General features: G+C 56.7%; 19 protein-coding genes and 3 pseudogenes. 14 read left to right on the top strand and 8 right to left on the bottom strand.

All coding sequences use genetic code 11. The features are described 5' to 3' along the window. The first annotated feature begins 73 nt into the window (after positions 1-73). Positions 74-4,282, top strand: coding sequence for a DNA-directed RNA polymerase subunit beta' (rpoC, locus tag GAO09_RS19215; RefSeq protein WP_153356071.1), 4,209 nt, complete (start codon positions 74-76; stop codon positions 4,280-4,282). Between the two features lie 216 nt (positions 4,283-4,498). Beyond that, on the top strand, positions 4,499-5,518 hold the full coding sequence (locus GAO09_RS19210; protein WP_410769507.1) for a cytochrome-c peroxidase: 1,020 nt from the start codon (positions 4,499-4,501) through the stop codon (positions 5,516-5,518). Positions 5,519-5,617: 99 nt separating this feature from the next. Here the strand turns inward: GAO09_RS19210 and GAO09_RS19205 are convergent, their stop codons facing one another. Further along, positions 5,618-6,058, bottom strand: a complete 441-nt coding sequence (locus GAO09_RS19205; RefSeq protein WP_235938312.1) for a hypothetical protein — start codon at positions 6,056-6,058, stop codon at positions 5,618-5,620. 27 nt (positions 6,059-6,085) lie between these two features. Next, on the bottom strand, positions 6,086-6,382 hold the full coding sequence (locus GAO09_RS19200) for a transcriptional regulator (protein ID WP_153356068.1): 297 nt from the start codon (positions 6,380-6,382) through the stop codon (positions 6,086-6,088). Between the two features lie 492 nt (positions 6,383-6,874). Between GAO09_RS19200 and rpsL the strand changes: the two genes are divergently transcribed. The 6 genes and pseudogenes from rpsL (at position 6,875) to tnpB (ending at position 11,035) form a co-directional block, all read left to right on the top strand. Further along, positions 6,875-7,246, top strand: a complete 372-nt coding sequence (gene rpsL / locus GAO09_RS19195) for a 30S ribosomal protein S12 (protein WP_003507760.1) — start codon at positions 6,875-6,877, stop codon at positions 7,244-7,246. Positions 7,247-7,329: 83 nt separating this feature from the next. Next, entirely contained in the window at positions 7,330-7,800 is a 471-nt protein-coding gene (rpsG, locus tag GAO09_RS19190) for a 30S ribosomal protein S7 (RefSeq protein ID WP_153356065.1), read from the top strand. 33 nt (positions 7,801-7,833) lie between these two features. After that, the gene (gene fusA / locus GAO09_RS19185) at positions 7,834-9,933 is read left to right on the top strand and encodes an elongation factor G (protein WP_153356062.1); all 2,100 of its coding nucleotides are present in this window, start codon (positions 7,834-7,836) and stop codon (positions 9,931-9,933) included. Between the two features lie 97 nt (positions 9,934-10,030). Continuing rightward, positions 10,031-10,243 (top strand): annotated as a pseudogene (locus tag GAO09_RS19180) (GTP-binding protein); the annotation flags it as partial. 127 nt (positions 10,244-10,370) lie between these two features. Beyond that, positions 10,371-10,733, top strand: coding sequence for an IS66-like element accessory protein TnpA (gene tnpA / locus GAO09_RS30590; RefSeq protein WP_153356059.1), 363 nt, complete (start codon positions 10,371-10,373; stop codon positions 10,731-10,733). Beyond that, positions 10,730-11,035: an IS66 family insertion sequence element accessory protein TnpB gene (gene tnpB, locus GAO09_RS30585; protein ID WP_153356057.1), complete on the top strand. Its 306-nt coding sequence runs from the start codon at positions 10,730-10,732 to the stop codon at positions 11,033-11,035. The genes tnpA (GAO09_RS30590) and tnpB overlap by 4 nt, the downstream gene beginning before the upstream one ends. Positions 11,036-11,037: 2 nt before the next feature. On the opposite strand, the gene tnpA (GAO09_RS19165) is transcribed toward tnpB, so the two are convergent. Continuing rightward, complete coding sequence (gene tnpA, locus GAO09_RS19165) at positions 11,038-11,460, bottom strand: IS66-like element accessory protein TnpA (RefSeq protein ID WP_153356054.1); 423 nt, start codon at positions 11,458-11,460, stop codon at positions 11,038-11,040. Positions 11,461-11,579: 119 nt separating this feature from the next. On the opposite strand from tnpA (GAO09_RS19165), the gene GAO09_RS30580 reads away from it, so the two are divergent. Continuing rightward, the gene (locus GAO09_RS30580; protein WP_420796171.1) at positions 11,580-11,753 is read left to right on the top strand and encodes a hypothetical protein; all 174 of its coding nucleotides are present in this window, start codon (positions 11,580-11,582) and stop codon (positions 11,751-11,753) included. 216 nt (positions 11,754-11,969) lie between these two features. Here the strand turns inward: GAO09_RS30580 and GAO09_RS19160 are convergent, their stop codons facing one another. From GAO09_RS19160 to GAO09_RS19145, 4 genes and pseudogenes are all read right to left on the bottom strand, one after another. Continuing rightward, complete coding sequence (locus GAO09_RS19160) at positions 11,970-13,049, bottom strand: acyltransferase family protein (RefSeq protein WP_235938310.1); 1,080 nt, start codon at positions 13,047-13,049, stop codon at positions 11,970-11,972. Between the two features lie 339 nt (positions 13,050-13,388). Beyond that, complete coding sequence (locus tag GAO09_RS19155; RefSeq protein ID WP_153356048.1) at positions 13,389-13,529, bottom strand: hypothetical protein; 141 nt, start codon at positions 13,527-13,529, stop codon at positions 13,389-13,391. Positions 13,530-14,200: 671 nt separating this feature from the next. After that, on the bottom strand, positions 14,201-16,144 hold the full coding sequence (locus tag GAO09_RS19150) for a sulfatase-like hydrolase/transferase (RefSeq protein ID WP_153356045.1): 1,944 nt from the start codon (positions 16,142-16,144) through the stop codon (positions 14,201-14,203). A 228-nt stretch (positions 16,145-16,372) separates the two neighbouring features. Further along, positions 16,373-16,694: pseudogene (locus GAO09_RS19145) on the bottom strand (integrase); the annotation flags it as partial. A 29-nt stretch (positions 16,695-16,723) separates the two neighbouring features. On the opposite strand from GAO09_RS19145, the gene GAO09_RS19140 reads away from it, so the two are divergent. The 3 genes from GAO09_RS19140 to GAO09_RS19130 all read left to right on the top strand — a co-directional run bounded on the left by GAO09_RS19140 (position 16,724) and on the right by GAO09_RS19130 (position 17,687). Then, positions 16,724-16,930, top strand: coding sequence for a hypothetical protein (locus GAO09_RS19140; protein ID WP_153356042.1), 207 nt, complete (start codon positions 16,724-16,726; stop codon positions 16,928-16,930). Between the two features lie 98 nt (positions 16,931-17,028). Continuing rightward, positions 17,029-17,277 carry a plasmid stabilization protein gene (locus tag GAO09_RS19135; protein WP_153356039.1) on the top strand — a complete coding sequence of 83 codons (249 nt, stop codon included), beginning with the start codon at positions 17,029-17,031 and terminating at the stop codon, positions 17,275-17,277. Further along, on the top strand, positions 17,274-17,687 hold the full coding sequence (locus GAO09_RS19130; RefSeq protein WP_153356036.1) for a type II toxin-antitoxin system VapC family toxin: 414 nt from the start codon (positions 17,274-17,276) through the stop codon (positions 17,685-17,687). The genes GAO09_RS19135 and GAO09_RS19130 overlap by 4 nt, the downstream gene beginning before the upstream one ends. 136 nt (positions 17,688-17,823) lie before the next feature. Here the strand turns inward: GAO09_RS19130 and GAO09_RS30575 are convergent. Continuing rightward, positions 17,824-17,892, bottom strand: a pseudogene (locus GAO09_RS30575) (IPT/TIG domain-containing protein); the annotation flags it as partial. 235 nt (positions 17,893-18,127) lie between these two features. Here GAO09_RS30575 and GAO09_RS19120 point away from each other — a divergent pair. Continuing rightward, complete coding sequence (locus GAO09_RS19120) at positions 18,128-19,588, top strand: UbiA family prenyltransferase (protein WP_153356032.1); 1,461 nt, start codon at positions 18,128-18,130, stop codon at positions 19,586-19,588. Further along, positions 19,585-20,922: an FAD-binding oxidoreductase gene (locus tag GAO09_RS19115; RefSeq protein WP_153356029.1), complete on the top strand. Its 1,338-nt coding sequence runs from the start codon at positions 19,585-19,587 to the stop codon at positions 20,920-20,922. Before GAO09_RS19120 ends, GAO09_RS19115 begins: the two co-directional genes overlap by 4 nt. The last annotated feature ends 4 nt before the right edge of the window (positions 20,923-20,926 follow it).

Below are 20,926 nucleotides of genomic sequence, written 5' to 3'. Positions count from 1 at the left end.
CTGGTTCGACAGCCCGGGAATTTGTCGAGCACGACCCGTTTGAGGGCCTTTGCGCCCCATCAAGGAGACAGGCATGAACCAAGAGGTCATGAACCTTTTCAACCCGCAGGTGCCGGCACAGCACTTCGATTCTATCCGGATCTCGATTGCGAGCCCGGAAAAGATCCTGTCGTGGTCCTACGGCGAGATCAAGAAGCCGGAAACCATCAACTACCGTACTTTCAAGCCGGAACGTGACGGCCTGTTCTGCGCGCGCATCTTTGGTCCGATCAAGGACTACGAGTGCCTGTGCGGCAAGTACAAGCGCATGAAGTACAAAGGCATCATCTGCGAAAAGTGCGGCGTCGAAGTCACGCTGTCGCGCGTTCGCCGCGAGCGTATGGGCCATATCGAGCTCGCTGCTCCGGTTGCCCATATCTGGTTCCTGAAGTCGCTTCCTTCGCGTATCTCGACCTTGCTCGACATGACGCTGAAGGATGTCGAGCGCGTTCTCTATTTCGAGAACTACATCGTCACAGAGCCGGGCCTGACGTCGCTGAAGGAAAGCCAGCTTCTGTCGGAAGAAGAATACATGATCGCCATCGACGAGTTCGGTGAAGATCAGTTCACGGCGATGATCGGTGCAGAAGCGATCTTCGAAATGCTGGCGTCGATGAACCTCGACAAGCTTGCCGGCGAACTGCGTACGGAACTGGCGTCCACGACGTCGGAACTGAAGCAGAAGAAGTACATGAAGCGCCTGAAGATCGTCGAGAACTTCATCGAATCCGGCAACCGCCCGGAATGGATGATCATGAAGGTCGTCCCGGTCATCCCGCCGGACCTGCGTCCGCTGGTTCCGCTCGATGGCGGCCGTTTCGCGACGTCTGACCTGAACGATCTCTATCGCCGCGTCATCAACCGTAACAACCGTCTGAAGCGCCTGATCGAACTGCGCGCTCCGGGCATCATCATCCGTAACGAAAAGCGCATGCTGCAGGAATCTGTGGACGCGTTGTTCGACAACGGCCGTCGTGGTCGCGTCATCACCGGTGCCAACAAGCGCCCGTTGAAGTCGCTGTCGGACATGCTCAAGGGCAAGCAGGGCCGCTTCCGCCAGAACCTTCTCGGCAAGCGCGTCGACTATTCCGGCCGTTCGGTCATCGTGACCGGTCCGGAACTGAAGCTGCACCAGTGCGGCCTGCCGAAGAAGATGGCGCTCGAACTGTTCAAGCCGTTCATCTACGCCCGCCTCGACGCCAAGGGTTACTCCTCGACCGTCAAGCAGGCCAAGAAGCTGGTTGAAAAGGAAAAGCCGGAAGTCTGGGATATCCTCGACGAGGTTATCCGCGAGCATCCGGTTCTCTTGAACCGCGCACCGACGCTGCACCGCCTGGGCATCCAGGCCTTCGAACCGATCCTGGTTGAAGGCAAGGCCATCCAGCTGCACCCGCTCGTCTGCACGGCCTTCAACGCCGACTTCGACGGTGACCAGATGGCCGTTCACGTGCCGCTGTCGCTCGAAGCTCAGCTCGAAGCCCGCGTTCTGATGATGTCGACGAACAACATCCTGCACCCGGCCAACGGTGCACCGATCATCGTTCCGTCGCAGGACATGGTTCTGGGTCTCTACTACCTATCGATCATGAACGAGAACGAGCCCGGCCAGGGCATGGTCTTCTCGGACATGGGCGAACTGCACCATGCCTTGGAAAACAAGGTCGTGACCCTGCATGCCAAGATCCGCGGTCGTTTCAAAACGGTCGACGAGGACGGCAACCCGGTTTCGAAGATCCATGACACGACCCCTGGTCGTATGATCATCGGCGAACTTCTGCCGAAGAACTTCAAGGTGCCTTTCGACACCTGCAACCAGGAAATGACCAAGAAGAACATCTCCAAGATGATCGACACGGTCTACCGTCATTGTGGTCAGAAAGACACGGTCATCTTCTGCGACCGCATCATGCAGCTCGGCTTCCGCCATGCTTGCCGCGCCGGCATTTCGTTCGGCAAGGACGACATGATCATTCCGGAAACCAAGGCCAAGATCGTCGGTGACACCGAAGCCCTGGTGAAGGAATACGAACAGCAGTACAACGACGGCCTGATCACTCAGGGCGAGAAGTACAACAAGGTCGTTGACGCCTGGGGTAAGGCTACCGAAAAGGTCGCGGAAGACATGATGGCCCGCATTAAGGCTGTCGAGTTCGATCCGGAGACCGGTCGCCAGAAGCAGATGAACGCCATCTACATGATGTCGCACTCGGGTGCTCGTGGTTCACCGAACCAGATGCGTCAGCTGGGCGGCATGCGCGGCCTGATGGCCAAGCCGTCGGGTGAAATCATCGAAACGCCGATCACGTCGAACTTCAAGGAAGGTCTGACCGTTAACGAGTACTTCAACTCGACCCACGGTGCCCGTAAGGGTCTCGCAGACACGGCTCTGAAGACGGCGAACTCGGGTTACCTGACCCGTCGTCTCGTCGACGTCGCGCAGGATTGCATCGTCAACCTCGTCGATTGCGGCACCGAGACCGGTCTCACCATGACCGCCATCGTTGACGCCGGTCAGGTTGTTGCCTCCATCGGCGCCCGCGTTCTCGGTCGTACGGCCCTCGACGACATCGATCATCCGGTCACGGGTGAGCGCATCGTTGATGCCGGCAAGATGATCCTTGAGCCGGATGTCATCGAAATCGAAAAGGCTGGCATCCAGTCGATCCGCATTCGCTCCGCACTGACCTGCGAAGTCCAGACCGGCGTTTGCTCGGTTTGCTACGGCCGCGACCTTGCTCGCGGTACGCCGGTCAACATGGGCGAAGCAGTCGGCGTTATTGCTGCTCAGTCGATCGGTGAGCCGGGCACCCAGCTGACCATGCGTACGTTCCACCTTGGTGGTACGGCTAACGTGGTTGACTCGTCGTTCCTGGAAGCATCGTACGAAGGCACGATCCTGCTCAAGAACCGCAACATGCTGCGCAACTCGGACGGCGTTCTCGTCGCCATGGGTCGTAACATGTCGGTGACGATCCTGGACGAGCGTGGCGTCGAGCGTTCTTCGCAGCGCGTCGCCTACGGCTCCAAGCTGTTCATCGATGACAACGACAAGGTTCGTCGCGGTCAGCGTCTGGCAGAGTGGGACCCATACACACGCCCGATGATGACGGAAGTCGCCGGTATCGTTTCGTTCGAAGATGTCGTCGACGGCATCTCGGTTTCGGAATCGACCGACGAATCCACCGGTATCACCAAGCGTCAGGTCATCGACTGGCGTTCGACCCCGCGTGGCGTCGATCTGAAGCCCGCAATCGTCGTCAAAGACGCTTCGGGTCAGATCCTGAAGCTGGCACGTGGTGGCGAAGCCCGCTTCTTCCTGAACGTCGAAGCCATCCTGTCCGTAGAACCGGGCAGCAAGGTTTCGCAGGGTGACGTTCTTGCGCGTGTTCCGATGGAAAGCGCCAAGACCAAGGACATCACCGGTGGTCTGCCGCGCGTTGCAGAACTGTTCGAAGCTCGTCGTCCGAAGGATCACGCCATCATCGCTGAGATCGATGGTACGATCCGCCTCGGCCGCGACTACAAGAACAAGCGTCGCGTGATGATCGAGCCTGCCGAAGACGGTGTCGAGCCGGTCGAATACCTGATCCCGAAGGGCAAGCCCTTCCACCTTCAGGAAGGCGACTATATCGAAAAGGGTGACTACATCCTCGACGGTAACCCGGCTCCGCACGACATCCTGGCGATCAAGGGCGTGGAAGCACTCGCTTCCTACCTGGTCAACGAAATCCAGGAAGTCTACCGACTGCAGGGCGTTGTGATCAACGACAAGCATATCGAGGTGATCGTTCGCCAGATGCTGCAGAAGGTCGAGATCACCGACAGTGGTGACAGCCAGTACATCGTCGGCGACAACGTCGATCGTATCGAACTGGACGAAGCCAACGAGCGTCTGGAAGAAGAAGGCAAGAAGCCTGCTTATGGCGATCCGGTTCTTCTCGGTATCACCAAGGCATCGCTGCAGACGCCGTCCTTCATCTCGGCCGCATCCTTCCAGGAAACCACCAAGGTTCTCACGGAAGCTGCGATCGCCGGCAAGATGGACACGCTGCAGGGTCTGAAGGAAAACGTCATCGTCGGCCGCCTCATCCCGGCCGGTACCGGCGGCACCATGACGCAGATCCGCCGCATCGCCACTTCGCGCGACGACCTCATCCTCGAGGAGCGCAAGAAGGGTTCGGGCGCAGGCTCTGCCACCCCGATGCTGCAGGACATGAACCCGGAAAACACTCCGGCCGAATAAGGCCGGAGAGGTTTGCGGTTTCGCAGATCACGTCATTGAAAAAAGTCAAAGGCCCGGATCTCTCCGGGCCTTTTTGCGTCCGTAAAGGCAATATGCGGCGGCGATTTGATCCCGGTCAAAGGCGCTATTTAGACCGTTTCTAGAATGGAATCGTTCTATGAAACGGAGGTTCACATGAACAGGTTTCTATCTTCCGTCGCACTTTGTGCGATGCTGATGACGCCCGCCTATGCTGCGGATCCGTCGCCGGCCGAACTGCGCGCGCAAGCGCAGGAGGTCTTCAAGCCGTTGCCTTCCACCGTCCCTTCAGTGAAGGACAACCGCATTACCCCGGAAAAGATTGCGCTCGGCAAGGCGCTGTTCTTCGACACCCGTGTCTCGGCATCGGGGGTGTTTTCATGCAATTCCTGTCACAATCTGGCGACAGGCGGTGACGACAATCTCGAAACCTCGATCGGCCATGGTTGGCAAAAAGGGCCGCGTAACTCGCCGACCGTCTTCAATTCCGTCTTTAACGCTGCGCAGTTCTGGGATGGTCGCGCCGAAGACCTGAAGGCACAGGCGAAAGGTCCGGTTCAGGCGGGTGTCGAAATGGCCAACACGCCGGGACAGGTCATCGCGACGCTGAAATCCATGCCGCAATATATCGAATGGTTCGAGGCTGCTTTCCCGGGTGAGGCAGACCCGGTCACGTTCGACAACTTTGCCAAGGCGATCGAAGCATTCGAGGCGACGCTGATCACACCGGCGCCGTTCGATGCATTCCTGAATGGTGACGATGATGCCATCACCGTCGAAGCGAAACAGGGCATGCAATTGTTCATCGACAAGGGCTGCGCCTCCTGTCACGGCGGCATCAATATCGGCGGGGAAGGGTATTATCCGTTCGGTCTCGTCGAAAAGCCCGGCGCCGATGTTCTGCCGGAAAACGACAAGGGCCGCTTTGCGGTGACCAATACGGCTGACGACAGTTATGTCTTCCGAGCGGCGCCGCTCAGGAACATCGCACTGACGGCACCGTATTTCCATTCCGGCAAAGTCTGGGATCTGAAGCAGGCGGTCGCCATCATGGGGACGGCCCAGCTGGGTGAGGCGCTGAACGACAAGGATGTCGATCTGATCGTTGCTTTCCTCGACACTCTGACCGGAAAGGCGCCGGAAGTGACCTATCCGATTTTGCCGGCAGAAACTTCAACCACGCCAAAGCCGGTTGCCACGATCATTCCGGCAAATTGAAACTGAGTTTCTCAACCGTAGTATAAAAGAAGAGCCGCCGGAACATTCCGGCGGCTTTCCAGTGAGTGTGCGACGAGGGGGCATCGACTGCTCCGGATTTCAGGGGTCTTTCGCATAGTCACAGATCAATGAGCTGTAATAGGTCTGGCCCTCATGCTCGGTTTTGGTGAGGCCCAGTTCGATCGGGCCGAAATCCGGTCGGTCGTAAAGCAATGCGGCGCGCAAGAATTCCTCCAGTCGACCGCAATCGCCCATTCCCGTACCCGTGTAGATCTGGATGGTCTTGCCTTCGAAGCTGCCCTTGAGCAACGTTTCGATCTCGAAATCACCACGGGCCATTCGAGCGATCTCCCCGTCAGCATTGCCCGTCGGGACGTCGACGCCATAGGTGATCGACTTCATCCTGCCCTTTACTAACAGCGTGGCCTTCGCCAGTTTTTCCTCGTCGGTCATGTCCGGGCAACGGCAGGCCGATGCCTGGCTGGCGGAAACGAGCAACACAGTTGTGAAGGCGGTCAGGAAGGAAGCGAACGGTCTCATTGAAGTTTCAGCCCCCGAGCGTTTCGCTTATTCGCTGAAGCGGATGATCGACACTTCGCCTTCGAGCGCGCCCTGATAGGCAGAGGCATGCGGCTCGTCGACCGGTTCTTCGGTCATGACGCCGATCTGGTCGAGATCGGCCTCAAGGAAGCCTTCTTCCGACAGCGCGTTCAAGGCGTCGCGCACAGCGGTGTCATCGTCCGGCGCACGCAGCAGGATGTGCAGCTCCGTACCGTCGCTCGTCTTCGATGTGTAACCCTTGCCGATGATGATGAAGACCATCGGTTCGTCGAGCGAGTTGTCGTTATCGGGCGTGTCGATCATGCGTTTTTCCATTTCCAAGGCTGCTGGCATCGCGGGTCGGCGGGTGCCGTTCAGGTCTTTATCGATTCTTAACGGCTTTGGCAGCCGATTCCCACCATGATTGCCGAGCGCGTATCGCAATTCCCCCGAAATGGCGTATAAAGGCCGGAATACAAGGCTCTCTGCCGTGCGGGGCAGGGGGTAAATTCGTTTTCTCCCTTGACGCGCAGGGACGGAAACAGTAAACGCGCCGCATCGGAAGAGATGTGAGGCTGCCATATCCGGGACGACTTGTACCGGACTTAAGCCTCAAACAGGCTTCCATACGCACGTTGAAGACAAGAATGCTGCACGCACGACGCGTTTTTTAAAGCGCGTCCTCTGCCTTCCGTGGTCCTTCCGAGACAGGGTGGGGCCACGTTTTGTGCATGTTGGAATGCGTGTGCCGTGGCCGGAAACGGCGAAACCGACCCCCAAAAGGGGTTTTGAGATTATTTTGCAAGGGATGGTTATATGCCTACCGTAAACCAGCTGATCCGCAAGCCTCGCCAGGCACAGGTCAAGCGCAACAAGGTCCCGGCTCTGCAGGAAAACCCGCAGAAGCGTGGCGTCTGCACCCGCGTCTACACCACGACGCCGAAGAAGCCGAACTCGGCTCTCCGTAAGGTCGCCAAGATCCGTCTGACCAATGGCTTCGAAGTCATCGGCTACATTCCGGGTGAAGGTCACAACCTGCAGGAACACTCTGTCGTCATGATCCGTGGCGGCCGCGTAAAGGACTTGCCGGGCGTTCGTTACCACATCATCCGCGGCGTTCTCGATACCCAGGGTGTCAAGAACCGTAAGCAGCGTCGCTCCAAGTATGGCGCGAAGCGTCCGAAGTAATCTTCGGTCACCCAAATCCTATTCGGCGCTGCGCGAGGTTCTCCGCGTGATAAAGCGCCCGCAACAACTGAGAGACGGAACGTATGTCCAGACGTCATAGTGCAGAGAAGCGTGAGATCAACCCGGACCCGAAGTTCGGCGATCTGATCGTCACCAAGTTCATGAATGCCATCATGCTTCATGGCAAGAAGTCGGTTGCCGAAAGCATCGTTTACGGTGCATTCGATAGCGTGCAGGCAAAGGCCAAGGCTGAGCCGCTGGCGATCTTCCATCAGGCGCTCGAGAATATCGCGCCGCATGTTGAAGTACGCTCGCGCCGCGTTGGTGGTGCAACCTACCAGGTCCCGGTCGACGTTCGTCCGGAGCGCCGTCAGGCGCTGGCCATTCGCTGGCTGATCACTGCTGCCCGCAAGCGCAACGAGACCACCATGGTTGACCGCCTGTCCGGTGAACTGATGGATGCCTCGAACAACCGTGGTTCCGCTGTCAAGAAGCGCGAAGACACGCACAAGATGGCCGACGCCAACCGCGCCTTCTCGCACTACCGCTGGTAATCTTAACCGATCGAATTTCGAAAGGCAGTCATTATGGCTCGCGAATATAAAATCGAAGACTACCGCAACTTCGGTATCATGGCGCATATCGACGCCGGCAAGACCACGACCACCGAGCGTATTCTCTACTACACCGGTAAGTCGCACAAGATCGGTGAAGTTCATGACGGCGCTGCCACCATGGACTGGATGGAGCAGGAGCAGGAGCGTGGCATCACGATCACCTCTGCTGCCACCACGACCTTCTGGAAGGGTCGCGATGGCAAGATGCGCCGCTTCAACATCATCGACACCCCCGGCCACGTTGACTTCACCATCGAAGTCGAGCGTTCGCTGCGCGTGCTCGACGGTGCGGTTGCTCTTCTCGATGCCAACGCCGGTGTAGAGCCGCAGACGGAAACCGTCTGGCGTCAGGCGGAGAAGTACAACGTTCCGCGCATGATCTTCTGCAACAAGATGGACAAGACCGGCGCGGATTTCTACCGCTCGGTTGAGATGATCAAGACCCGTCTGGGTGCGATCGCCGTCGTCATGCAGCTCCCGATCGGTGCAGAAACCGAATTCAAGGGCGTTGTCGACCTGGTTGAGATGAATGCTCTCGTATGGCGCGACGAATCGCTCGGCGCAGCATGGGACGTTGTCGAAATCCCGGACGACCTGAAGGAAAAGGCTGCCGAATATCGCGAGAAGATGATCGAACAGGTCGTCGAAATCGACGAAGAGGCAATGGAAGCCTACCTGAACGGCGACATGCCGGACAACGACAAGATCCGTGAACTGGTTCGCCGCGGCACGATCGACGTCAAGTTCCACCCGATGTTCTGCGGTACCGCATTCAAGAACAAGGGTGTTCAGCCGCTGCTCGACGCCGTTGTCGACTACCTGCCGTCGCCAATGGACATCCCGGCGATCAAGGGTATCGACTTCAAGACCGAAGCCGAAATCGAGCGTCACGCTGACGATGCCGAGCCGCTTTCGATGCTGGCGTTCAAGATCATGAACGACCCCTTCGTCGGTTCGCTCACCTTCGCACGTATCTACTCGGGCAAGCTCGAAAAGGGTTCGTCTGTCATCAACACGGTCAAGGACAAGCGCGAGCGTGTCGGCCGTATGCTGCAGATGCACTCCAACAGCCGTGAAGACATCGAAGAAGCCTTTGCAGGCGACATCGTTGCTCTCGCCGGCCTCAAGGAAACCACCACTGGCGATACGCTCTGCGATCCGCTGAAGCCGGTTATCCTTGAGCGCATGGAATTCCCCGAGCCGGTCATCCAGATCGCGATCGAGCCGAAGTCCAAGGGCGACCAGGAAAAGATGGGCCTCGCGCTCAATCGCCTCGCTGCTGAAGATCCGTCGTTCCGCGTCAAGACCGACCAGGAATCCGGCCAGACGATCATCGCTGGCATGGGCGAACTTCACCTCGACATTCTCGTTGACCGTATGCGTCGCGAGTTCAAGGTTGAAGCCAACGTCGGTGCTCCGCAGGTTGCCTACCGCGAAACCATCACGCGTCAGCACGAAGAAGACTACACGCACAAGAAGCAGTCCGGTGGTACCGGTCAGTTCGCGCGCGTCAAGCTCGTATTCGAGCCGAACCCGGATGGCGAAGATTTCGTCTTCGAATCCAAGATCGTCGGTGGTGCTGTTCCGAAGGAATACATCCCGGGCGTTCAGAAGGGTATCGAAAGCGTTCTGTCTTCCGGTCCGCTGGCTGGCTTCCCGATGCTGGGCGTCAAGGCGACCCTCATCGACGGCGCATTCCACGATGTCGACTCGTCGGTTCTCGCCTTCGAAATCGCATCGCGTGCATGCTTCCGTGAAGCTGCCAAGAAGGCCGGCGCTCAGCTGCTCGAGCCGATGATGAAGGTCGAAGTCGTAACGCCGGAAGACTATGTCGGTGACGTTATCGGCGACCTGAACTCGCGTCGTGGCCAGATCCAGGGCCAGGAACAGCGTGGCATCGCCATCGTCATCAACGCGCATGTTCCGCTTGCGAACATGTTCAAGTACGTCGACAACCTGCGCTCCATGTCGCAGGGCCGCGCGCAGTACTCGATGACCTTCGATCACTACGCACCGGTTCCGTCGAACGTCGCGACTGAAATCCAGGCAAAGTATTCCGGTCAGAAGTAATCGGAATACGACACCAGACTACGCCCCGGTCTCAAAACCGGGGCGATCAAACAAGAATTAGGGCCTGAAACGGTCCACATAAAATGGAGAGCCTGCAATGGCAAAGAGCAAGTTTGAGCGTAACAAGCCGCACGTGAACATCGGCACGATCGGCCACGTCGACCACGGCAAGACGTCTCTGACGGCAGCGATCACGAAGTTCTTCGGCGAGTTCAAGGCGTACGACCAGATCGACGCTGCTCCGGAAGAAAAGGCACGTGGCATCACCATCTCGACGGCACACGTCGAATACGAGACGGCCAACCGCCACGCATCATGGCTAAAGAACAGGTTCGAATCGAGGCTCAAAACCGTAAGCAGGCATAAAATCTATTCGCCGGACGCTTACATTAGAACCAGCATTAGTGCTGACATTAATACCAGAACAAAGAGGTTACATGGCTCGCATAGAGATCATGTCCGGTACCGAGCGCAGACGGCGTTGGTCGGACGAGGCGAAGCTGAGGATACTTGCGGAAGCTGATGAGCCCGGTGCTCGCATCGGGGATGTGGCGCGCCGGAACGACATTCATCCGGGCCAGATCCGCTTGTGGCGGCAATCATTCAGCTATGCCGATCGGCCAACGGTATTCCTCCCAGTGGAAATCACCGAGGACGTTGGCGTAAGCCAGCCGTCTACCGCAGCAACGAGGCCGGCGATCGTCGAGATCTTGCTTCGAAACGGTCGGAGCTTGAAGGTTCCGGTTGACGTCGAGTTGAAACTGCTTGGCCTGCTCGTCGCTTGCGTGGAGGCGGCATGATCGGGCCATCGGGGAATGTGCGGGTCTACCTGGCCTGCGGAGTGACCGATATGCGGCGTGGCATCGATGGCCTATCGGCGCTGGTCGAAACGGTCGTGAAGGAGGCGCCGGGCTCGGGCGCGATCTTCGGCTTCCGCGGAAAGCGCGCTGACCGACTTCCTCGACGGATTTGTCGACGACAAAGAGCTTGTTGCTCGCATCAAAGCAAAATCTCCGCGGTAACAACCGGGCGGTTACCTTGGTCAATGTGCGAGGAAAACACCGCTTTCAGTCGATCGGTTCGCGATGCAGGTAGACCCTGAGATCAGCGCCCAGTCTGAACATGACCCAACGCTCCTATGATTGCGGCCAGTCCATTCTCATCGTCATACTCAACGGTCAGGCTGATCCCGTTCGGCAGGAGCGCACTCACCTTGGACGCCTGGCACGGCTTGCCCATCGGCACGCTCTTCGTCAGTAAATCGCCGCCAGAAGCCGGAGGCATATTTGGAGCAATCTGAACCGGAACGAATGCCGAGACCGAGGGCAGAGGACGCTCCTCCATGGCCTTCTTTATCCACTTGCGCACGAGATTAGCATTCACGCCGTGTTCCCGCGCAAGCCGAGACAACGAAACGCCGGGCTCTAAACACGCTGCGACGAGCTGATCACGCGAAGCAGGGTCATATCGACGGCGGCCGTCGCGACCAACAAGCCGCACCTGCAGTTTAGGAGCATCTTCATCCATGATTTGGTGTCCACCTATTTTGGTGGACACCTCATGCCTGAAAGCAATCTCCCTCAGAAGGTGCGTAGAAATTCGCGCTTACGAATGAGGTCATTTCTCATGATGCGGCGGCTAACGATGTGTATTCTGTCGATACGTATAGTTTAGTCTGTCCCATGGATCATTGTGAGATTGTGGCTGATAATAAGGATATGTATTATTGGGATACCGAGCACCTTACGCCCGAGGGGGTGTTACATTTTTCCACTGCCTTCAAAGTTATGTGGAAAAAAATCGAAGTCGTCAGGCTCTAGCCAGGCACAACTAATTCTTACCTTGCAGCAATCGCGAAAATTGGGGATGAGCAAAAACGTGCTATCGCCGAAATAGAGTGGGAATACGCTTAGCAGTTTGAGAGGTCGCATCCTCTTGTAGAATCGTTTGGCTTCTCCTTGGGCCTTTCCGAAAAAGAGATAGATGCTATGTGGATAAATTCCTCGAGTATATAGTTTTGAGGTCCAAATTAAACATCAAGTCGCACGGTCTGAAGTAGGCGAAGTATAAACACCGCCGTCTCGCAGAAGATGAGATTTGAACTGCGCCGAACTGGATCTGGTCAACACGCGAGTGATTGGCGCACGCAATTTGCCCATACGCCTTTCTACAAAGTGGTGAACTGCCCACCCAACCGCAATCGATGTGAGTATACAAGCGGGTACTCTCCACCATTCTGGCTGTCGCGCGATCAATATCACGAGTAGATAGTGAAACAGATAGGTCGAGTAGATCGTTTTGCCAAATGCCGCAAGGGGCGCCCAGGAAAGCCATCTAGACCAGACGGTTCCGCTCACGAAGACCGAGTACGTAGCAAGTGACCACAGCATCCCATAAAGATTATGGACGCGAAAGAGAGATTGCCGTGGCTCTGTCAAAAGCCCGCTTTTCATGAGAATGGTCAAGGCGACGACACCGAAGAACCCAACCCCTCCGATAGCAGTCGATATTCTGATCGAAGGTCTCGGCAAGTGCAGAAGCGCCAAAGCCACAACGACACCGCCAGCAAAACTGGGGAGGTATCGAGCCAAAGTGTTCCTCGAAAGGTCTCCATTCGCTTGCCAGTACAGATCTAATGCCACCGCTGAAATCAGCAGGATCGCGATAGAGAGGTATGGGGATTTGCGCGTAACAGCGGCGCTTGCAATCAAAATGACCGGCAGTAGCAGGTAAAATTGTAGCTCTATGGGGATCGTCCAAAGGTGCCAATGCCATGTTTGGAAAGTGAGAGCGGTCCAAAGGAGGTTGACCGTGAGAATATCAATTTCTCCGAACGCGAAGTAGACCACCACTGCGATCCAGAACATCGGCAGAATTCTGACGAACCGAGCCACCGCATAAGCAACAAGCGATTTTGGTGCCAAGCCATCCTCAGACAGCCTAACCGTCAGCAATGACGCCGACAGAACAAAGAACAATATGACGCCAATCCCGCCAGTTCCCGCTAAGAGCCACGCGCCCTCCGGATAAAAGTGGTTCGAAAGGGAGTGTGCGACAAGCACGAACAGACACGCTATCCCGCGAAGGCCATCAATATCTGGTCGGTGTGCATTCATTGGTTGAGCGGCCCTTATTCCTATCGCGGACTTTGTTTCATTACGCCATGCCGCTGAAAGCAAGCTATAGGCATTGTGTGGCAGCCGACGCCTTAGTTCCTGACCTGACCCGATCCCCCGGAGAGCTTTCCACGGCGCGCGATTAAACGCTTTCACAACCCCACAGACCAATCGAATAAGCGTAACGCTACTGCTGCAACCAAAACAGCGCCAGCTAGGCTCATGAGTATGATCAGCGGTTTCATGATCGTCTCTTGGTAGAGGGGGGCGGAGGCTGCACTTTACAAGTAAATCAGACATGGACAAGACGCCGCAGCCAGCGCAGCGGATTTCCGTGCGCTAGCTCACGAACTCAGCGTCATCATCATTCGCAGGCTCGTCAAACACCGGCGTTTCCGCCAGCTCGCTTAGCGTGGCGGCAAGTGCGGCCAACTGCTGGGCGATTTCGCTAATTGATAGCGCGGCGAGATCTTCGTTCATTGCGTCCTCCTGTAACTGAGGCAGGACGCAAAACAATCTGCCGACCGCCAAGGTAGCGCCGTTGGTTAATTCGACAAGATACCCAAATATCGGAGAAACTTAATGAGTGTGCAACCGGCGCATCCATTTGCCGTGCGCGTGGGAGGTTCCCATGCTCACTTAAGCCATGCTGCGAAAGATCAGCAAGACAAAATCACCGAAGACCAATTTGCTGGCGGCGATCCTTGCAATAGCGCCAGAGTACAAGCCTCATCAGCTCGTGCACGTTCTCGCGCAGGTGATGCACGAAAGCGGCGGTCTGCGGTTCGATCGCGAAGGTGTGGGGACCGACTGCAGCGCAGAAACGCTATGAGGGCCGCAAGGATCTTGGCAACACCCAGATTCTACCGAGCTGCGCAAGGCGACGGTGGCGCTGGAGAGCCATACGCTCGCAACAAACCGTCTGGTGAACGCGCTTGAAGGGGTGGGGAAATCGGTCGAGGAGCTTGCGCAGGAAGCGCGTGCGGGAAGAGCTTCATATCACTCCCGAAATAGCGCGCCGGGAGCGATAGATCGCCGCGGTTCATGTATAGGATGTCGAGCCCGGACGCCTTAATTGGCGTTCGTGCTTTTCGTTTCATGGCCGCAGTGAATTGGTTCACTTTTACCGATGGGTGGGCAAAACTCTGGCTTCAAGGAAACGAGATCAATTTCTGATCCCTTAGTAGGCGATGCAATTCACGGGCCGAATTTCCACCATCGCATTGCCAATAACGGGAGCTGCACCTTTCCACGATGCTCCACCGGGCGGCGCCCATGCCCACTGTGGGAAGCTGGGTCGCTTTCCATAGCCAGTCCGGCAGGAAGGCCGCATCAATGCGCGGGTGATCCGGCAGTGGGGGAAGAGGCATGCCGATCGTTCGCATTCGGAAATACGTCAGGAGAAGCGGATCGTCTTTCGCTATATCTTCATCGACATAGCCCGGAAGCCCCGGCAGGTCTTTGGTGATGTTGGGCTGGTGGTCGCCGAAATCTACGACCAGTGCGGGTCGTTGGTCCGTCGCGGATTGGGATTCAAGCTTCTTTATCATCCCATATAGGTCTTTTTCACCTAACAGAATTCTCCGAGCATATTCATCAATTTCGGAATTACTGCTTGGCTCGACACCTACGTCTTCATCTGCGCGCAGCTTGTCAACATAGGGACCATGCGACGCCACGGTGTCGACATAGACGAATGTGGGTGTGGCAGCATTCTCCGCGACGGTTTTGAGAACAACATCGTAGATCGCATGGTCGTCGAAGATTCCGGCGGTCTGCTTTCCGATGTCATACATGTCCAAATATTCTTGGAAGCCAAGACTTTGATAGAATTCCTTGCCAGCGATATAGCCGTCCTGACCCGTTGTAATGGCCACTGTCTTGTATCCGCAATCACGAAACTGGCCGGCAAGCCCCAGATGAACATGTTTGGTGGCCAGATCGATGGCCATGTTCTTCATCCCACCAAAGGCTTCGGATGAAAGTCCCGTCAAGACGTTGAATATCGTATAGGCTGAGCCGGCTCCATGCGTCTCGACACGCATCTGATAGAATTTGTCATTCGAAGAAAGGAAAGCCTCCTTCGACAGTACATTCGTATGAAGTTCTTCAACGGCTGCCAATGACGCGGCGCTTTCCCGCAGGATCAGGATAACATTAGGTGGCGCGCTGCTATCCGAAACTTGGCATTTCTCGCTCGAAACGATGGAGGCCTGACTTACGCCAGACCGCTCATCGCCATAATCGAAAACGTTTCCGCTCGCGAGCTGGTGGGCTGACACCATGCCTGAGATGACGAATGTTGAGACGTGCTGGTGATCGAAATGCATGAAACGGTTGCCGTCGCCGAGCAATTCACCCTCACGATCAAGCGTGGCGGTGTAAAGCGTGAAAAACGCCAGAATGCAGGAAGCGAACAACGCGAAGGTCCACCGCGATGGACGCCTGAAACCGTCCAGCAATAATAGGGCGACGACGACAATTGCGACAAACAGCAACAATCCGTAAAAATAAAGATAGTGGCTCGGATAAAGAACCTTGAGGTAGGCGACGGTGTCCCAGTCTACATAGGTATGGATGTCGTAAGGATGCAGCCTTTTGGATGTCAGCCAGAATTTGAACTTGGACGCGAAATGGATCGCCAAGACGCAGATAAAGGCATAGCTCGTTGAGGCTAGTGGGCCGATCGCCAACAACCTGAACGCGCTCGCGAGCGTCACGAATGTCAGGACGGTGACCATGAAACCGATGACGCGTATCTCTGTCAGTGCCGAAAACAACAGCACTGCCAGAACGATCGCGACGGATAGTGCTGCACGCCAGTGCGCGCTGAAACGCCTGCGAAAGTGTCTCGGAGTCTTGTTTATCTGCGCAGTCTTTTCCAATTCGATGTCCAGCCTCTGAAAGTTCGGCCAGTCATTGAACATCGCTCTTTTTAAAGCAACGCGATCCGCCGTATTAACCCAAAAAAAGTGGTGATGTGTGGGCTTTGCCGCAGATGGATCCGACGCATGTAAACATGTCTCCGTCTTAATCCCTCGCCAGCAAATCGCCAGTATTCCCTTGCAGGTTGATGGGTGGAACTTGTCTGTCAACGTTTCTGTCGTTGAAGACGGCGGTGAGCCGATGATAAATATCGCCAGCGTCAATCAAAACCTAGCGGCATTGACGCTCAAGAACTGGACCAACCCTTTGGGAACTTCAATGACAGAGGTGGCTCAGCTTGCGGTAACGCATACGGGTGTTAAAGTCCTGTTTCTCCTTGCTCACTGGCGGGTTGGTGCACTGGATAAAGTGGAGATGCAGTTCCTGAGGCGGGCGTCTCGCCATTTCGTCAGGGTGGACCAGGTGGGCCAGACGCCGGCGCACGGTATCGGGCGCATGCGGTCCGGTGGATTTCAGGAAGCCCTGGTTTCGAAGATTTTCCGCAACCTCATGGGGCATTCCGTGCAGAGGATCCTCTTGCCGCCTCTGTGGATCCCAAAGATGATGGGCGACAAATTTGAGTAGCAGTGCTTCAGGCGCCGGCCAGGGCAGCGATTTTCCGGTGGCCGCCAAAGGCCATGCCTGCAAATAAGCCAGATCGGAGGTGAGGGCTCGAAGGGTGTTTTCGCCCATGCCCTCGTTGACCAGATGGCGGAGCGACATCAAGGTTTCCACCGAAGAGTAGCCTGTTGAGCAGAGTTTCGGAGTTAGAGCACCAGACCAACAATGACATTGCCATCGTGATGCGGAGCCTGTTTCATTTTGAACTCATGGTGGACGCGCATTATTCTGAATATCTGAAAGTTGCAGCACCCATTCTGGCGCGCCTGTGGAGCAAATTTGGCTGCTTTGCGCCTATCTTGTTGAAATTAACGAGTGCGGACCCTAGCCATTAAATGCAACACGACATTAGGTGATGATGCCATCAAGCTTGCAAGTGCCATCTTGATGGCAAGCGTGCATGATAGTATATTTGAGTTATAAGGAGGCGTTCATGGCCGCACCACAGCTCTCGGTTCGCAGTTCAAAAGCACGCGATATCGCACATCGTCTTGCACGTCGCGAGAATCGTACGATCGCCGATATCGTCGAGCGTGCACTCGAGGCATATGAATCCCGTGAAGCAGGGCGTGAGCTCGCTGTGGATTTCTATCGACGCCTTTCGTTGCAATCGGGCACGGATGTCGATCTGGAAATCATCATCAACGAAAACAGAGTTCCCCACAAAGCGGTGGAACTTTGATCTTCCTCGACACGAATGTCTTGTCAGAGACGCTGAAGAAAGTGCCGGACCCGGCAGTTATCGCATGGTTGGTTCGCCACGACGCTGAACTTGCATTGCCAACAGTCACCGTTGCGGAAATCGCTTTTGGTATCCAGAAGATTCGACCAGATCAGCGTGCAAATCGATTGGAGGAGGGGCTTTCGAGTTGGCGTCGCCGCTTCTCGGACCGGATGTTTTCGTTCACGGAAGACGCGGCACTGTCGTACGGTGAGATCATGGGTGATGCGGTCCGTCAGGGCAGGGCAATGTCTGCTCCCGACGGCATGATCGCCGCGATCGCAAGGATCAACGGAGGCCGTCTGGCGACACGCAACCTCAAGGATTTCCAGACGACAGGATTGGAACTGATCTCGCCCTGGGAATTCTAAGACTGAATTAGCCTTTACAATAGTCGCGCTGCGCGACCACTGCGGCGCGTTGCGTTGTTGTAATAGGTGGACGCCTGCTGCACCGACTGATGCCGAGACTGACGGCTGTCGCCAACGTGCCGCCGAAACGCACGGCCGTTGCGCCGGTGAAATTGACGCCGGTAATGGTCACCACCGTGCCGCCGCTTATTGGACCCGTCACCATACATTGAGGGTGTGTCGGTTTGTGTGTGCATTTTTATGATTGCTGAGTGGCGCGATGTTTCTCAGAGCTTTGGGATCGACAGTCGCTGTGTGAAAGGTGCGTGTTGTCGATGAGCGGAGAATTGTGAGCGCAGTAAAAACATCGCTGCCCACTGGAAGTTGCCACGTTTCTATAGAGTTTTGATTGTTTCCGACGTATACGGTGGCGAAAGCAAGGCCCAGAGCTCGAAGGCAACATGCATCAGACAAATACCTCCAATCAATCACTTCCTGTTTCGCAGGATCTGCTGCCTATCGTGGTTGATCTCGATGGGACGTTGGTGCTCTCAGATACTCTTCACGAGACTGCGGCCATTGCTCTGTTCCGTAATCCTCTCGGCTTGGCGCGGTCGCTGTCGACGCTTGCAAAAGGGCGCCATATGCTCAAGGCCGCGTTGGCACGCGCAGTCGACGTCACCGACGAGATACTCCCATTGCGGGAAGACTTGGTGAAGTGGCTTCGTGAGAAGGCCTTAGAAGGTCATGAGTTGCACTTGTGCTCCGCAGCGGATCAGACGATCGTCGATAAAGTGGCGCAGCGCGTCGGCATCTTCAGTTCTGCCACGGGCTCGGCAACGACGAACCTGAAAGGCAAGGCAAAAGCCGCCTATCTGTCTGAGCGGTTTCCGGATGGCTTCATCTATGCCGGTGACCACGCTGTTGATATGCCGGTCTGGCAGGCGTCACAGGGCATCGTTTTGGCCGGCGTCAGCGCGCAGGTCGAACGGCGTGCCAAATCCCTAGGTAAGCCAGTCATCAAGGAATTCCAGACGCCGTCGCTTACGCCAAAAGAATTCATCAAGGCGATCCGCGTGCATCACTGGACGAAAAACGTGCTGATGTTCGTGCCGCTCATTCTGGCGCACGAATGGACTAACATCTCTTTGATCCTGCATACGGTCCTGGCCTTCTGTTGCCTGCTGGCCGTGACTTCCGCCACCTATCTGCTCAACGATATCGCCGATCTCAATGCCGACCGCCAGCACTGGTCAAAGCGCAACCGCGCCCTTGCAAGCGGCCGCATGTCGATACGCTTCGGCTTCACACTGGCAGGTTGCCTTCTGCTCGGCGGCTTCCTCGTCGCAAGCCTGTTGTCGCTGGAATTCGCCTCTGTCCTTTTGGCATATCTGGTCATCACCGGTTCTTATTCGCTGGGGCTGAAACGAGTGCCGCTGCTCGACACGCTGATCATCGGAGTATTGTTCACGACGCGCCTGATCATGGGCACCACGCTTCTCGACAATCCGCGTCCGGCATGGCTGCTGACCTTTGCGCTGTTCTTCTTCTTCTCGCTGGCTACCGCCAAGCGTCATACGGAAATCGTGCGGGCCGCATCGAGCGGTGCCACCAGCCTCAAGAGCCGCGGCTACGAGCTTGAAGATGCAGCCCTGACGCTGGCACTAGGCGTCGGTGCGGCCATCGCATCGCTTGTCGTCTTCATGATCTTCGTGCTGCAGGAACTGACACCCGGCTTCGCCTACGCGCGGCCGGAGCTTCTGACCGGCATTTCGATTATGCTGTCGATCTGGCTCGGCCGTATATGGCTCCTTTCTCATCGTGGACAAATGAATGACGACCCGGTCAGCTTCGCCATCAGCGACCGCGTCAGTCTCGGGCTCGGTATCGTGGTGGCTCTGTTGTTTCTGGCGGCGCTATGACGAATTTCGACAGCCAAGACGATTTCCGTTCCTGGGGCAACGTGCTCAAGGAAAGTCACGCGGTCGCAAGGCCCATCTGGCGTGACCAGCTGAAAAGCGCCATCCTGAATGGCCGCCAGCAGGGCCTGTCTCTGCTTGGCGCAGGTCTGCGGCGCTCTTATGGCGACAGCGGCCTCAATCCGGCTGGCGGCATGATCGACATGGCCGGTGTCGACAGGATCATCGCCTTTGATCCGGAAAAACGGCTGTTGCGGGCGGAAGCTGGCATTTCCTTCGACACGCTTCTGAAAGTGATTGTGCGGCAGGGCTTTTTCCTGCCGGTGACGCCCGGCACACGTTACGTGACGCTTGGCGGCGCGGTCGGCAACGACGTGCACGGCAAGAACCATCATGTGAACGGTCCGATCGGCCGCTGGATCCGCCGCCTGGGGCTGTTGCGCTCCAATGGCGAGGAACTGGAACTGTCGACCAGCGAAAACCCCGAACTGTTTGCCGCCACCATCGGCGGTCTTGGCCTCACCGGCCTGATCACCTGGGTCGAGCTTGAGCTGATCACCGTCGAAAGTGCGATGATCGACGCGGAAAACATTCCCTTTGAAAACGTCGATTCCTTCTTCGCTCTGGCGAAGGAAAGCGAAGAGTATTTCGATTACACGGTCTCGTGGATCGATTGCCTGGCCAAGGGCGACGCCCTGGGGCGCGGGATATTTTCGCGTGGTAACCACGCGAAGGCCGGCTCGCGCCTGCCGGATCTGGGCAATACTAGATTCACCATGCCGATGAACCTGCCTGGCTTGGCAATGAACCGCTATTCGATCAATGCATTTAACGCGCTGTATTACTGGAACGGCAAGCGCACCGCGGGTCCGGCCCGAATCGGTCTGCATCCATTCTTCTATCCGCTCGATTCGATCGGTCGCTGGAACCGCCTCTATGGCCGCGGCGGCATGTATCAGTATCAGTCCGTCGTGCCGCCATCGGTACAGGTGGAGGCCACCAGGGACATGCTGCGCGCGATCTCTGTCAGCGGGCAGGGGTCTTTTCTTGCGGTTCTGAAAACATTTGGTGCGGTGACATCGCCCGGCATGCTGTCCTTCCCCAGAGAAGGCACGACGCTCGCGCTCGATTTTCCCAATCACGGCGATGACACGCTACGGCTGATGCGCCGGCTCGACGCCATCGTGCTGGAAGCCGGCGGCCGCCTTTATCCAGCAAAAGACGGCCGCATGTCGGCCGAGATGTTTCAACAGGGTTATCCCGCCTGGCAGGAATTCGCTCGACACGTGGATCACGGGTTCAGCTCGCATTTCTGGCAGCGCGTCTCGCAACGATGAAGGA

Source organism: Endobacterium cereale (genome assembly GCF_009617585.1).
Taxonomy (GTDB): domain Bacteria; phylum Pseudomonadota; class Alphaproteobacteria; order Rhizobiales; family Rhizobiaceae; genus Neorhizobium; species Neorhizobium cereale.
Note: the sequence above shows the minus strand (reverse complement) of the source record. Positions and strands in the feature narration are given on the sequence as shown.

Coding starts and splice junctions, on each gene's coding strand:
- rpoC (WP_153356071.1), top strand. CDS start 74: ATGAACCAAGAGGTCATGAACCTTTTCAACCCGCAGGTGCCGGCACAG.
- GAO09_RS19210 (WP_410769507.1), top strand. CDS start 4,499: ATGACGCCCGCCTATGCTGCGGATCCGTCGCCGGCCGAACTGCGCGCG.
- GAO09_RS19205 (WP_235938312.1), bottom strand. CDS start 6,058: ATGAGACCGTTCGCTTCCTTCCTGACCGCCTTCACAACTGTGTTGCTC.
- GAO09_RS19200 (WP_153356068.1), bottom strand. CDS start 6,382: ATGATCGACACGCCCGATAACGACAACTCGCTCGACGAACCGATGGTC.
- rpsL (WP_003507760.1), top strand. CDS start 6,875: ATGCCTACCGTAAACCAGCTGATCCGCAAGCCTCGCCAGGCACAGGTC.
- rpsG (WP_153356065.1), top strand. CDS start 7,330: ATGTCCAGACGTCATAGTGCAGAGAAGCGTGAGATCAACCCGGACCCG.
- fusA (WP_153356062.1), top strand. CDS start 7,834: ATGGCTCGCGAATATAAAATCGAAGACTACCGCAACTTCGGTATCATG.
- tnpA (WP_153356059.1), top strand. CDS start 10,371: ATGGCTCGCATAGAGATCATGTCCGGTACCGAGCGCAGACGGCGTTGG.
- tnpB (WP_153356057.1), top strand. CDS start 10,730: ATGATCGGGCCATCGGGGAATGTGCGGGTCTACCTGGCCTGCGGAGTG.
- tnpA (WP_153356054.1), bottom strand. CDS start 11,460: ATGGATGAAGATGCTCCTAAACTGCAGGTGCGGCTTGTTGGTCGCGAC.
- GAO09_RS19160 (WP_235938310.1), bottom strand. CDS start 13,049: ATGAATGCACACCGACCAGATATTGATGGCCTTCGCGGGATAGCGTGT.
- GAO09_RS19155 (WP_153356048.1), bottom strand. CDS start 13,529: ATGAACGAAGATCTCGCCGCGCTATCAATTAGCGAAATCGCCCAGCAG.
- GAO09_RS19135 (WP_153356039.1), top strand. CDS start 17,029: ATGGCCGCACCACAGCTCTCGGTTCGCAGTTCAAAAGCACGCGATATC.
- GAO09_RS19120 (WP_153356032.1), top strand. CDS start 18,128: ATGCATCAGACAAATACCTCCAATCAATCACTTCCTGTTTCGCAGGAT.
- GAO09_RS19115 (WP_153356029.1), top strand. CDS start 19,585: ATGACGAATTTCGACAGCCAAGACGATTTCCGTTCCTGGGGCAACGTG.